General features: G+C 34.3%; 15 protein-coding genes and 1 pseudogene. 13 read left to right on the plus strand and 3 right to left on the minus strand.

What is annotated here, in order from left to right; translation table 11 throughout:
* Nucleotides 1–137 precede the first annotated feature (137 nt).
* Nucleotides 138–1262, plus strand: coding sequence for a metallophosphoesterase (locus V7183_RS13350; protein ID WP_335359826.1), 1125 nt, complete (start codon nt 138–140; stop codon nt 1260–1262).
* Nucleotides 1263–1377: 115 nt separating this feature from the next.
* Here V7183_RS13350 and V7183_RS13355 read toward each other — a convergent pair whose 3' ends face one another.
* Nucleotides 1378–1998: a DUF1648 domain-containing protein gene (locus tag V7183_RS13355; protein ID WP_335359827.1), complete on the minus strand. Its 621-nt coding sequence runs from the start codon at nt 1996–1998 to the stop codon at nt 1378–1380.
* A gap of 165 nt (nt 1999–2163) precedes the next feature.
* Between V7183_RS13355 and V7183_RS13360 the strand changes: the two genes are divergently transcribed.
* The 3 genes and pseudogenes from V7183_RS13360 to V7183_RS13370 form a co-directional block, all read left to right on the plus strand.
* Nucleotides 2164–2730 (plus strand): GNAT family N-acetyltransferase, encoded by a 567-nt coding sequence (locus tag V7183_RS13360; protein ID WP_335359828.1) that lies wholly within the window; start codon nt 2164–2166, stop codon nt 2728–2730.
* Nucleotides 2731–2788: 58 nt separating this feature from the next.
* The gene (locus V7183_RS13365; RefSeq protein WP_335359829.1) at nt 2789–3190 is read left to right on the plus strand and encodes a cupin; all 402 of its coding nucleotides are present in this window, start codon (nt 2789–2791) and stop codon (nt 3188–3190) included.
* Nucleotides 3184–3309 (plus strand): annotated as a pseudogene (locus V7183_RS13370) (GNAT family N-acetyltransferase); the annotation flags it as partial. The gene V7183_RS13365 and the pseudogene V7183_RS13370, both read left to right, overlap by 7 nt.
* A 27-nt stretch (nt 3310–3336) precedes the next feature.
* On the opposite strand, the gene V7183_RS13375 reads toward V7183_RS13370, so the two are convergent.
* Nucleotides 3337–4122 (minus strand): GNAT family N-acetyltransferase, encoded by a 786-nt coding sequence (locus V7183_RS13375; protein ID WP_335359830.1) that lies wholly within the window; start codon nt 4120–4122, stop codon nt 3337–3339.
* A 132-nt stretch (nt 4123–4254) separates the two neighbouring features.
* Between V7183_RS13375 and ytfJ the strand changes: the two genes are divergently transcribed.
* The 4 genes from ytfJ (at nt 4255) to V7183_RS13395 (ending at nt 6271) form a co-directional block, all read left to right on the plus strand.
* Nucleotides 4255–4680, plus strand: coding sequence for a GerW family sporulation protein (gene ytfJ / locus V7183_RS13380; RefSeq protein WP_335359831.1), 426 nt, complete (start codon nt 4255–4257; stop codon nt 4678–4680).
* Nucleotides 4681–4840: 160 nt separating this feature from the next.
* Nucleotides 4841–5617, plus strand: coding sequence for an oxalate:formate antiporter (locus V7183_RS13385; RefSeq protein WP_097899634.1), 777 nt, complete (start codon nt 4841–4843; stop codon nt 5615–5617).
* Nucleotides 5618–5668: 51 nt separating this feature from the next.
* The gene (locus V7183_RS13390) at nt 5669–5989 is read left to right on the plus strand and encodes a hypothetical protein (RefSeq protein ID WP_097899635.1); all 321 of its coding nucleotides are present in this window, start codon (nt 5669–5671) and stop codon (nt 5987–5989) included.
* Between the two features lie 69 nt (nt 5990–6058).
* Nucleotides 6059–6271 carry a hypothetical protein gene (locus tag V7183_RS13395; protein ID WP_097899636.1) on the plus strand — a complete coding sequence of 71 codons (213 nt, stop codon included), beginning with the start codon at nt 6059–6061 and terminating at the stop codon, nt 6269–6271.
* Nucleotides 6272–6300: 29 nt separating this feature from the next.
* Here the strand turns inward: V7183_RS13395 and V7183_RS13400 are convergent, their stop codons facing one another.
* Nucleotides 6301–6639, minus strand: a complete 339-nt coding sequence (locus V7183_RS13400) for a permease (RefSeq protein WP_097899637.1) — start codon at nt 6637–6639, stop codon at nt 6301–6303.
* Between the two features lie 204 nt (nt 6640–6843).
* On the opposite strand from V7183_RS13400, the gene V7183_RS13405 reads away from it, so the two are divergent.
* The 5 genes from V7183_RS13405 (at nt 6844) to V7183_RS13425 (ending at nt 12127) form a co-directional block, all read left to right on the plus strand.
* Entirely contained in the window at nt 6844–7521 is a 678-nt protein-coding gene (locus V7183_RS13405; protein ID WP_097899638.1) for a class I SAM-dependent methyltransferase, read from the plus strand.
* Between the two features lie 99 nt (nt 7522–7620).
* A complete protein-coding gene (locus tag V7183_RS13410) occupies nt 7621–9309 on the plus strand; it encodes a formate--tetrahydrofolate ligase (RefSeq protein ID WP_335359834.1) in 1689 nt (562 codons plus the stop codon).
* 90 nt (nt 9310–9399) lie between these two features.
* Nucleotides 9400–9921 carry a hypothetical protein gene (locus V7183_RS13415; protein ID WP_335359832.1) on the plus strand — a complete coding sequence of 174 codons (522 nt, stop codon included), beginning with the start codon at nt 9400–9402 and terminating at the stop codon, nt 9919–9921.
* Nucleotides 9922–9946: 25 nt separating this feature from the next.
* Nucleotides 9947–11116 (plus strand): DEAD/DEAH box helicase, encoded by a 1170-nt coding sequence (locus V7183_RS13420; protein WP_335359833.1) that lies wholly within the window; start codon nt 9947–9949, stop codon nt 11114–11116.
* Nucleotides 11117–11299: 183 nt separating this feature from the next.
* Nucleotides 11300–12127 (plus strand): sugar phosphate isomerase/epimerase family protein, encoded by an 828-nt coding sequence (locus tag V7183_RS13425; protein ID WP_097899651.1) that lies wholly within the window; start codon nt 11300–11302, stop codon nt 12125–12127.
* The last annotated feature ends 54 nt before the right edge of the window (nt 12128–12181 follow it).

Raw genomic sequence — 12181 nt, forward strand, 5'->3', positions numbered from 1 at the left:
TTTTATGTCAGTTTTTTAATTGATGTATATATAGTAAATAAGTTCCCAAAAAGGTGTAATCAAATATTTTGTCGAATAGTTTACTATGAAATGGCAATATTTAATGTGGATAATGTTTGAAAAAAGGGGCGTCTATCTTGGAAAAAATAAAGAAACTATCAATTCCACACGATGTAAGAGTCATCGTTATTTCTGATATTCATGGGGAATTAGATCTTTTTAAGGCACTGTTAAGTAAAGTTCATTTTAGTACAGAAGATTATGTAATCATTAATGGTGATCTTTGTGAAAAAGGGAGAAATAGTATAGGTGTTGTAAACTATGTAATGGAACTTGCAGCTCATAATTCAAATGTTCATGTTATTGAAGGAAATTGTGAAGCGTTAGTTGAAGCTCTCTTAAATGAAAATCCTGGATTAATCAACTATTTATGTACGCGAAAGCATTCTATATTTAATGAATGGCTGGATCAATTAGGTTTTCATATTAATGAAGAGACGGATATTCGTGAAGTAAAAGGTATATTAACGAGTCACTTTTCAGAAGAAATTAAGTGGCTTACAGAATTGCCAACTGCTATTGAAACAGAGGACTATATTTTTGTGCACGCAGGACTTGAGGATATAGAATATTGGAAGAAGACAGAACGAAAAAATGCGATTGCAATGCCAGCGTTTTTAAATAAAGCCCATCGTACAAATAAATATGTAATAGTTGGGCATTGGCCTGTTGTTAATTATTCTGACGAGGCGCCATCTAATAATCCGGTTATCAATGAAAACAAAAAAATAATTGCTATTGATGGCGGAAATTCTATTAAAGAAACGGGACAATTAAACGCATTTATCATTCATAGATCAATTCCTAAAGATGTATTTTCGTATACATATGTAGATCACTTTCCGCATTATGAAGTGCTAGAAAATTTTAATGCAAAATTAATGATGCAAGGCGGAGTTACGTATCCGTATTATCATATTGTACCAGTTGAAAAAAATGATGATTTTACCATATGCAAACAAATAGAAACAAATAAACTATTATATGTTAAAAACGAATATATAAAGCAAAATGAATCAGGTGATTTTACTGCTCGAACAGATATTTCTTGTGCGCAAATAAGTGTAAGGAAAGGTGATATTGTTTCTCTTATTGATGACAGCTGTACAGGATATGATTTAATAAAAAAAGATGGTTTGGAAGGTTGGATTAAGAAAGGTCTTCTTAAATTAGATGAGAAGGAGTTAAAGGTGTTTAGCTAATAAAAAATAGGAGGGAGATCCTCCTATTTTTTATACCGTTCATCTCTTCTTGAAAACGTTGGTACATTTTTTGAACTTGTTGCCTACTAAGTGCCTCCTTAATTACCTAAAAGAATTAAAATTTAGAAGATTGTTTATGATCTTGTATAAGTAAATATATAGTGCTAGGTATTATAACTATAGTCATACTTAAAATGATTACAAGGATACCGTATTCCCTATATGGAGCGGGAATAGTTAAGGGAAGAAGGCAAATGAAAATACCAGCTACTATAAGTGATACGCTACAAATTTTTGTTGCTTTCCTCTCAAGATGTTTATGATTCCATTGAAATGATACAGTTGATTTTGTAGTATCAATTTTTGAGCTGAAGTAGCCGGTTAATATAAGAAGCAAACCTACTGTGAAAAAGACAAGAGTTTCAAGTGGGATAGGGAAGCCAAGGGCGATTAAAGCAATCATAGTGTCTGTAAAAAATAAAAAAAGTAGCATCGTATTTCCCATCCATAAAAAGAATTTTGGATTTTCCATTGCTTGTGAAAAACACCAAAATAGAAAGGCTAAAAAAGAGCATAATATTAAATTAATAATGATAAAAGTACTCTTATCCATAGATGAAGTAGGATTGCCATTAAAGTCCCACTTCGTTACAATTTCTGAAGGTAAAAAGAAATATAAAGCGACGTTTGTTGCGATAATAATAAGTAAGAGGATAATACCGAAAGGATTTTTCATCGTTTCACCTGCTTTCTACATACTAAAAAAGTGATGATTTAAGTATTTATGAAATATTAGGGTTTCTTACAAAATTATACAATACAATTAAGGTTTTTGTTTTGATTTTTCAGAAAAAACATTATAATTGTATATATTAAATAACAAAGTGTGTAGGAGGAGCTTATGCAAAAAGTCATGTTAAAGGGGAATAAAATTACGATTCGCACAATTGAAGAAAGTGATATAAAGCTATTATGGGATCTCGTATTTAAGGAAGAAAATCCAGAGTGGAAGAAATGGGATGCACCATACTTTCCGTTTTCTATTCAAGAGTATTCAGTGTACAAAGAAAACTTACAATTACGATTAAAAGAAGAACCATTATCCCAGCTTATTGTTGAAAATGAAGGTGAAATAATCGGAACGGTAAGTTTTTATTGGGAACATAAGCCGACGCGTTGGCTAGAGATGGGCATTGTCATTTATGACCCAGCCTATTGGAATGGCGGTTACGGTACAGAAGCTTTACGATTGTATAGAGATTTGCTATTTGAAAATATGGAGATTGGTAGAGTTGGGTTAACGACTTGGTCTGGAAATGAACGAATGATGAAAGTAGCCGAAAAAATAGGGATGCAGTTAGAAGGAAGGATGCGGAAATGTCGCTATTATAACGGTACATATTATGATTCGATCCGTATGGGGATGATTCGTGAAGAATGGGAAGCGTTACATGTAACAAAGAAATGAAGAAAGATGTATGCTGCAAACAATGAGGATGGTCTTATACATATAAGGGGGATAATGAATGAAAATATTTGATTTCAGTGAAAAAATAGGGAATCACATATCGATATTTCAATCTGATTTTGTTATGTCAAGAATACTAAGACATCAAGGTAATATACATATCGGTTGCATGCATTTACAAGCGGAGGGAAGTATCGGGTATCATGAAGCAGTTGTATCTCAACTGCTTCTTATCGTAGAAGGAGATGGGTTTGTTTGTGGCGCAGACAAAGAAAAAGTGAAAGTAAAAGCAGGGCAAGCTGTTTTTTGGGAAAAGGGAGAGTTTCATGAGACAAATACGGAAAATGGACTTATGGCAATTGTGATTGAGTCAGAGAATCTTGAACATGGTATTTTAATGCCGATTGGAGAGCTGGAGGGAGAAAAGAATGATTACGAAGGCAAACGGAGCAAATATTAAATTGTGCTGCATAATCGCTTTTTGAAGGAACAAGAGAAAATTGTCAGTTAAGCATAGAAAAAGCAATTGAAATTACAAAGCCTTTATTGGAAAAAGGAGCATATTATTTAGTTGAAAAGCCGATTTTTTAAAATCGGCTTTTCAACTTATCGATACATCGTCCACATCCCAATGTCCTTAAATCCTAACCGCTTATAAATTCGTCCAGCTGCTGGATTGTTATAAAATAAGCAAAGTGTTCTTCCTTCTTTAATAAAATCTTGTATCATTTTTTGTAATATGAGTGAAGCGTATCCGTTCCCACGATAATTTGGATGTGTACATACTCCAACAACCATTACGGATAAGGAATTTTCGGCAGAGGTAGAGGCGGAAGCGATGATTTCTCCATCTTTTTCAATATAGTAAGTACGTCCTGTATTCGTTTCAATGGATTGCCTTAAAATTTTTTCTGATTGGTCTGCGCTAGGGAATTCTTCAATGTTACTTCGCAGCTGCATAATTCGTTCAACATCATCTATTGAAGCAATTTTAATTGTTTCGTGAATTGGAGTAGTTGGTAAGCTGGTATCATCTTTACATTCGCAAAAATACATTTTATTTTTTAGACCTAGTTGTATGCTTTGTATGTTTTTAAATTTTTCTACAACGTCTGATTTACCGGAGATTTTTAAGGGGTTATAAGTTGAAAGAATCCCTTCATAGTCGTCTCCAGAAAAGTCTGCTTTTCCATATGGTATAAATGAGTCATGAAAGCGTAGTAATACTGATTGTATTTTGTCATTTTCTGCAAATTTCCCCCATAATTCTTGGAAATCTGTATCATAACCGAATGCCTCAACGTCTCCAATGATAAATAAGTTAATTGCGGATTCTTCCTTTAGAAATGCAAATACTTGTTCATGATCACTCGTTGTCAATTTCCTTATCATAAATAACCCTCTCTTTATTTGTTTTTTCTAAATATTATTACTTATTGTTTTTGAATTCAATATAAAATTTTATGTTTAGTTCACAAAGTTTCGGAAAAACTAGGAAAGATATGACAAAGGAGGTTATGAACGGTGGATCATCCAATTCAAGGATTAATGAAAGCAGCAATGGAGAATTTAAAGGAAATGGTCGATGTTAATACGATTGTTGGAGAGCCTGTTCAGACGGCTGACGGCGGTGTAGTGTTAACTGTTTCCAAAGTAGCATTTGGATTCGGAGCAGGGGGATCAGATTTTCAAGCGAATGACGGGCAAAGAACACAAGGAAATCCAGCATTTGGCGGCGGTAGTGCGGGTGGTGTTTCGATTACGCCAGTAGCATTTCTTGTTGTGAACAAGGATGGCGTAAATATTCTTCACTTACAAAATGCGACACACTTAGCTGAAAAAGTGATTGAACTTGCTCCACAAACGATTGATAAGATTCAATCTATTTTTCAAAAAAATGAAAAGCATGATGAACCTCATCGTCCTCAAAATCCAGACGAAATTGCGTAAAAAAGCCTGTTTTTTAACAGGTTTTTTTTCTTGTAATCACTATGTAATAAAACTCATGAAATTGTAAATAGTTTTTGAAGTTTTTTCTATGTTTCTAAAATTTTTCATGTTAAAATATGCTATAGAATTGAAACATATAAAACGAAGGTGGCTAGGTGCTTTGTCTGGAGGATCTGACCAAGTAAAAAATATGATATATATTAATGGTAATCGTCGGGGTCATTGTTTTATTACATCTGGAATTACATTTGAAGAGTTTGCAAGTAATATCCCTTCACCGCTTCATCAAGTGTTGCTTTTAAAACATAATTTTGAGTGGACTGATTTTCATTATCATACTTTATTCGAATATGTCGAAGAAGAAAACATACATAAATTAATGAAAGCAGAGATTGATGAATTTGATGAGTTCTGTTGGGTAGATTTTGATGATGCAAGTGATTTAGATGAATTAGAGCCAAAAGAAATTGCAGAATTGTTATATTTGGCTCACAAAAAAGAACCACTTGGAAGAGCGTTCTTTCCGCTGCTGAAAAATAGATTTGTTTATTTTTCACATGATGACGGCTGGTACAACAAAGTGTATTACCGTAGAATCTCTGATTTTGTAGGAATGCTTAGTAAAGTAATTCCTTATAAACTTGGTTCATTTGGAAAAAAACGTTTCTCTTTCTTTCAAAAATCAAAAATTTTCCCTGCAATTTCAAAAGAAGTTATTCTTGGACTTGTCCCGTTAATGGAAGATGGAATGTATATTGATTTAGCAGGGAAAATAGAGTCAAGAAGAGGTCTGGAGATTCCTGTATATGTAGTTGGTTCGTATGAAAGTACGGATGAAGTACTAGATAATATTGAGGAATTAAAAGGAGAAGCAACAGAAACGGGCTGGCTTATTTTTGATAAAAAAGAACAAGAATGGCAATGGGCTGTGGACTAAGAAAACTTGACGAGTTTGGTCAAGTTTTCTTGTTTTTTGAAAGGAGAACAAATGAAGAAATATTATACAATCGTGGGTATTGTAAGTATTATCCTCGTTGCAGTACTACTTTTAACTTGTCCGAAAGAATCTGATTTTTGGTTGTATATAGAGGATAAGTATAATTTAAGCTGTAATCAAAATAGCTTTGAATGCACACAAAATGTAGGGAAAACAGAAGAAAAAATGAAGTTTATAAGTACGGATACACGAAATGGTGTATTCTTTATGACAGTGAAACAAACATTTGAAACAGAGACTGGCAAAAAGAAAGAGTATAGTGGAGTGGGGATATTTGGTACATTTCTTTTTGTTTCGGAAAAGACTTTCTAATGATAGAAGGTCTTTTTTTTATGTTCATGTTCATATAGATGAAGTAAGACAAGCATAGGAGGGATAGGGTTGAAGAAAACATGTATTGTTTGCGGGGGAGAAGAGTTTTTTTCATCAACATTATATGCTCGTACGAAACAAGATTGGGCATACGCACCAAATATGTATCGTTTTGAGAAAGTATTTATTGAACATCGAGATGAAGAAAACTACCCAGTATTTCAAGAGATTACAGCAAAACATTGCTGCGGATGTGGACATATTATGCTATACCATGAATGAACACACCAAGTATAACTTGGTGTGTTTTTTTATAATGCTGACAAAGCAAGCGGATATAACAAAGTAAATAAGATAGAAAAACTACCAAATCCAATTGCTGTATATCCGAGGGTTCTTGCCCCGAAATTGATAGCTAATAAGCCAATTAAAATGGAAAGGGAGCCGAGTGTAACAGGATAAAAGGCAATCGAAAATAAAGACAGAAATAGTGCAACATAACCGATGAGTGTTCCAGTATTGGTACCTTCTATTTCATGTGCGATTTCTTTACGCCTTTGTCTAATCGGAAGATGTTGCGGTGAGATTTCAACTGCATACTCTTCGTTTTTTTGACCACTTTTCAAGTGATGTGTTCGCTTTCTAGGCATGTACATCCCTCTCTTTCAATTGGGTGTACTCTTATTATTATTCATAAAGAAGAGAACATGAGTATGAGTTATATCCAAGTCAAGAAAAATTTGGAGAATACAGAGTCTGGTGCTACCTGATCCATCTTTTCATGAGAATAAACAGGAATTAAGGAAATTGATGTAGAATGAAATGAATGAAAACGAGTGAAGGTAGGGGAAGGTATGACAAAGTTTAATTGGCATGAATCAGCAGAAAGAAAATGGGATTATAATGCAGAATCTTGGAATCAAAATAGTCAAGAAATGTGGGATCATGGGAGCCGCAGTACAATCGTCCCATTTTTTGAAAAGTATGTAGAAAAAAGTACTGCAGTTTTAGATGTTGGATGTGGTGACGGCTATGGTACATACAAATTAAGTGTTGCTGGATATAAAGCGTGCGGAATCGATTTATCTGAGAAAATGATTCAAAAAGGGAAGGAGCGCGGAGAGGGGCCTAATTTATCTTTTATAAAAGGAGATCTTTCTTCGTTACCTTTTGAAAATGAACAATTTCCAGCAGTATTAGCCATTAATTCATTAGAATGGACAGAAGATCCATTGCGGGCATTACAGGAGATAAAACGTGTTTTGCAACCTGCTGGATATGCATGTATTGCTATTTTAGGACCAACAGCAAAACCACGTGAAAATAGCTATTCTCGCTTATATGGAAAAGATGTTGTTTGTAATACGATGATGCCGTGGGAATTTGAAAAGCTTGCAGAGGAGCAAGGATTTCAAATAGTGGATGGAATTGGTGTATATAAACGAGGTGTAAATGAAAAAATGCTCGGCCAATTGTCAATAGAACTCCAGCAAGCATTAACCTTTTTATGGGTATTTATGCTAAAAAAATAACATCTGAAGAAATGCACAAATTTAGGAGGGAAATAAGTGCAGAAAATACAAAAAACTGATACAATATGGGCAGAACCAATTAAAGGGGGACTAGGGTATATGACAACTACTACAACATTTAAATCCGATATTGAAATTGCACAAGAAGCAAGCATGAAAAAAATTCAAGAAATCGCAACCGAGTTAAACATTCTAGAAGAAGAACTAGAGCCTTATGGCCACTATAAAGGGAAATTATCTCTTGATATTTTTAAGCGCTTACAAACTGCAGAAGACGGAAAAGTTGTTTTAGTAACAGCGATCAACCCAACTCCAGCAGGAGAAGGTAAATCAACAGTAACAGTTGGTTTAGGTCAAGCTTTTAACAAAATTGGTAAAAAAGCAGTGATTGCACTTCGCGAACCATCTCTTGGACCAACAATGGGATTAAAGGGTGGTGCAGCAGGTGGCGGTTATTCACAAGTAGTACCGATGGAGGATATTAACCTTCACTTTACTGGTGATATTCATGCGATTACAACTGCAAATAACGCACTAGCAGCGTTTATTGATAACCACATTCAACAAGGAAATGTACTTAAGATTGATACACGTAAAATCGTTTGGAAGCGTTGTGTTGATTTAAATGACCGCGCACTGCGAAATGTTGTAATTGGTCTTGGTGGACCAGTTCAAGGTGTGCCGCGTGAAGATGGTTTTGATATTACGGTAGCATCTGAAATTATGGCTGTATTCTGCCTTGCGACAGATATTCAAGATTTAAAAGCACGTCTATCCCGCATTGTAGTTGCTTATAACTTGGATAATCAACCAGTAACAGTGAAAGATTTAGGCGTTGAAGGGGCATTAACGCTTTTATTAAAAGATGCATTAAAACCAAATTTAGTACAAACATTAGAAAATACACCAGCAATTATTCATGGCGGTCCATTTGCTAATATTGCACATGGTTGTAACAGTGTTATTGCTACAACAATGGCAGCAAAATTAGGTGACTATGTGATTACAGAAGCTGGTTTTGGCGCAGACTTAGGCGCTGAAAAATTCTTAGATATTAAAGCACGTGCAGCGGGCATTAAACCAGAAGCAGTAGTTATCGTTGCAACAATTCGTGCGCTTAAAATGCACGGTGGTGTGGCAAAAGATCAGTTGAAAGAAGAAAATGTAGATGCATTAGCAAAAGGAATGGAAAATCTACAAAAACACGTTGAAACAATTCAAAGCTTCGGTGTTCCATTCGTAATTGCAATTAACAAATTCATTACAGATACAGATGCAGAGGTTGCATACTTACAAGAATGGTGTAACGAGCGTGGCTATGAAGTATCCTTAACAGAAGTTTGGGAAAAAGGTGGCCAAGGCGGTGTAGACCTTGCTGAGAAAGTATTAAAAGTAATTGAAAAAGGTGACAACAAGTATGCACCACTTTACGATCTAGAATTATCATTAGAAGAAAAAATTCGGACAATTGCTCAAAAAGTATACGGTGCAAAAGATATTGAATTTGCTCCAAAAGCTCGTAAGCAATTGGTTCAATTTGCAGGTGAAGGCTGGAGTAACCTACCAGTGTGTATGGCGAAAACACAATATTCTCTTTCTGATGATGCAACAAAATTAGGTCGACCATCTGACTTTATTGTTACAATTCGTGAACTGAAACCATCTATCGGTGCAGGATTTATTGTTGCATTAACAGGAACAATGTTAACAATGCCAGGTCTTCCAAAACAACCAGCTGCACTTCAAATGGACGTAAATGAAGAAGGAAAAGCAGTAGGTTTATTCTAAAAGGTTGTAATTCATCTCATTTATCTGTAAACTATATATACATCAAGTGGCGCCTTTCCATCGAAAGGCGCCTGTTTTTTGGAGGAAATTATGTTTGATCCAACTGCTTTTGAAAATTTAAAAGTAATCGTTGAAGGAGCTGTCTATGATTTTGATTTACATGGTGACATTCTTGTAACGAATCGAAAAGATATGATGGACCTTGCCTCATTAAGCCGTATATATAATATTTCATTTCAATTAAATGAATCGTTTGAAACGCTAGTAGAAGCAACATTTTCATTATCCGTAGATGCGAAGAATTTATCGGGTGAGATATTGGAAGTACCTCAGTTTATACCGGGGTGCGAAATGAAACTAGGATTTACATTTCCATTGCAGCACCCAGAAGCACAGTGTCAAGAAATTGAAAATTTGTTGCAATCTATCTGGGGAAAAGAACGAATGATTACGCAACAAATTTCATACGAATATAATAAGCAAGCGATTTCATATCATAATAAGGTAGAAGTTCTATTTCAAAAAGCGATTACAGAAGACCATGTTGATGATTTAATAGCTGTTATTTCTCACATGATAGAAACAGTGCGAACAATACAACATTTTCTTTAAAAATAGAGATAAAGGAGAAAAACAAATGATAAAAGATATGCAACCATTTTTGCAACAAGCTTGGGAGAAGGCTGGTTTTAAAGAGTTTACTGAAATCCAAAAACAAGCGATTCCAACTATTTTAGAAGGACAAGATGTTATAGCTGAATCTCCGACTGGGACAGGAAAAACATTAGCGTACTTATTACCCCTTTTACATAAAATTAATCCTGAAGTGAAACAACCACAAGTTGTCATTTTAGCACCAACGCGTGAACTTGTTATGCAAATTCATGAAGAGGTCCAAAAGTTTACAGCAGGAACTGATATTTCAGGTGCATCTTTAATTGGTGGCGCAGACATTAAGCGCCAAGTAGAAAAGCTAAAGAAACATCCAAAAGTAATTGTTGGTTCACCAGGACGTATTTTAGAATTAGTTCGCATGAAAAAATTAAAAATGCACGAAGTAAAGACAATTGTATTTGATGAATTTGATCAAATTGTCAAACAAAAGATGATGGAATCGGTATTTGATGTCATTAAATCAACAATGCGCGATCGTCAATTAGTATTCTTCTCTGCAACAATGACAAAAGATGCTGAAGAAGTAGCACGTGATTTTGCGATAGAACCACAATTAGTTCGCATTAAACGCGCGGAAACAAAAAGTGTAGTTGAACATACGTATATCGTTTGTGAGCGTCGTGAAAAAAATGATTATGTTAGAAGAATTATGCATATTGGCAATGTGAAAGCAGTAGCCTTTTTAAATGATCCATATCGTTTAGATGAGATTGCTGAAAAATTAAGGTATCGTAAGATGAAAGCAGCAGCACTTCATGCAGAAGCAAGCAAACAAGAACGTGAAGCGACGATGCGTGCATTCCGTCAAGGGAAATTAGAAATCTTACTTGCCACTGATATTGCGGCACGTGGATTAGATATTGATGATTTAACACACGTAATTCATTTAGAATTACCAGATACATTAGATCAATATATTCATCGTTCAGGTCGTACAGGGCGTATGGGGAAAGAGGGGACAGTTGTTTCTCTTGTTACTCCGCAAGAAGAGCGTAAACTATTGCAATTTGCGAAAAAATTAGGCATTCAATTTAAAAAGCAAGAAATGTTTAAAGGTACTTTTGTAGAGTCAAAACCGAAAGCACCAAAGAAAAAGAAACCTGCATTTACTGGGAAGAAGAAGCCTAGATAAATAATGAAAAGAAAGACGTAACTATGGATAGAACATAGTTACGTCTTTTTATTTTGTCAGAAGGAACAGCATAGAGAATGTCGAATGTTACTGTTAAATGGACTATATTGAAATAGCGATGCGATATAGTGTAATTACTAAATGAATAAATAAATAAAATAATAGGAGGAAACGATTATGAAAATGAAAAGGGAATTTGGGATGTTTTTAAATACTAAACATATTGATGTGAATGAAGGGATAAAGAAGGCGAGGGAATGGAATTTAGATTACATTCAATTATATGCTTTAAATGAAAAGTTCAACTTAGCTAATTTGTCTAAGTTAGAAATTGATGGCTTAAAGGAGAGGTTATCTTTTGAGGGGATTACAGTTTCATCACTGGCTATTAATTTTGGGCAAAATGGCGTTGTAAGTGATGAAATAGAGAATATAATTACACGATATAAATATATTCTTGATATGGGATTAGAGCTAGGGGCAAACATTATAACAGCCCATATTGGAAAAATTCCAGACCATGATAATTGTAAGTTATATGAGAATATGCAAAAGGTTTGTTATGCCATAGGGAATATTTCGGAAAATACGGGTAGTGTTTTTGCTATTGAGACCGGTTCTGAAAAAGCGATAGTATTAAAAGAGTTTTTAAAGAATATAAATTCCAAAGGGCTAGCTATTAACTTTGATCCAGCAAATATAATTAGTGATATAAATGAAAATCCAATAGAGAGTTTATATTTTTTGAAAGATTATGTTATACAAACTCATATAAAAGATTGTAAAAAAATGAAAGAGAAAGATTTAAGGGTTTATAAGGAAGTGGCAGTGGGGAATGGGGAAGTAGATTTTGATTCACTATTCGCTGTATTAGATGAAATTGAATTTAGTGGTTGTAATATCATTGAAAGAAATAATTATTTTGATCACATGAATGGGATGAAGCAGTCGGTAAGCTTTTTAAAGAAATATTTCGATGTTGGAAAAGAAAGTGATACATACATAATTTAGGGAGGCTGTCTTAATTATATTAAAATGATAAAAAGCCCCCATATGAAAGTAAAG

The sequence above is a fragment of the Bacillus sp. JJ1127 genome, assembly GCF_036965845.1.
GTDB lineage: Bacteria > Bacillota > Bacilli > Bacillales > Bacillaceae_G > Bacillus_A.

Excerpts from the sequence above, each read along its gene's own strand:
- V7183_RS13365 (WP_335359829.1), top strand. The coding sequence starts at position 2,789 with ATGAAAATATTTGATTTCAGTGAAAAAATAGGGAATCACATATCGATA.
- V7183_RS13410 (WP_335359834.1), top strand. The coding sequence starts at position 7,621 with ATGACAACTACTACAACATTTAAATCCGATATTGAAATTGCACAAGAA.
- V7183_RS13375 (WP_335359830.1), bottom strand. The coding sequence starts at position 4,122 with ATGATAAGGAAATTGACAACGAGTGATCATGAACAAGTATTTGCATTT.
- V7183_RS13425 (WP_097899651.1), top strand. The coding sequence starts at position 11,300 with ATGAAAAGGGAATTTGGGATGTTTTTAAATACTAAACATATTGATGTG.
- V7183_RS13390 (WP_097899635.1), top strand. The coding sequence starts at position 5,669 with ATGAAGAAATATTATACAATCGTGGGTATTGTAAGTATTATCCTCGTT.
- V7183_RS13420 (WP_335359833.1), top strand. The coding sequence starts at position 9,947 with ATGATAAAAGATATGCAACCATTTTTGCAACAAGCTTGGGAGAAGGCT.
- V7183_RS13360 (WP_335359828.1), top strand. The coding sequence starts at position 2,164 with ATGCAAAAAGTCATGTTAAAGGGGAATAAAATTACGATTCGCACAATT.
- V7183_RS13400 (WP_097899637.1), bottom strand. The coding sequence starts at position 6,639 with ATGCCTAGAAAGCGAACACATCACTTGAAAAGTGGTCAAAAAAACGAA.
- V7183_RS13355 (WP_335359827.1), bottom strand. The coding sequence starts at position 1,998 with ATGAAAAATCCTTTCGGTATTATCCTCTTACTTATTATTATCGCAACA.
- V7183_RS13415 (WP_335359832.1), top strand. The coding sequence starts at position 9,400 with ATGTTTGATCCAACTGCTTTTGAAAATTTAAAAGTAATCGTTGAAGGA.
- V7183_RS13405 (WP_097899638.1), top strand. The coding sequence starts at position 6,844 with ATGACAAAGTTTAATTGGCATGAATCAGCAGAAAGAAAATGGGATTAT.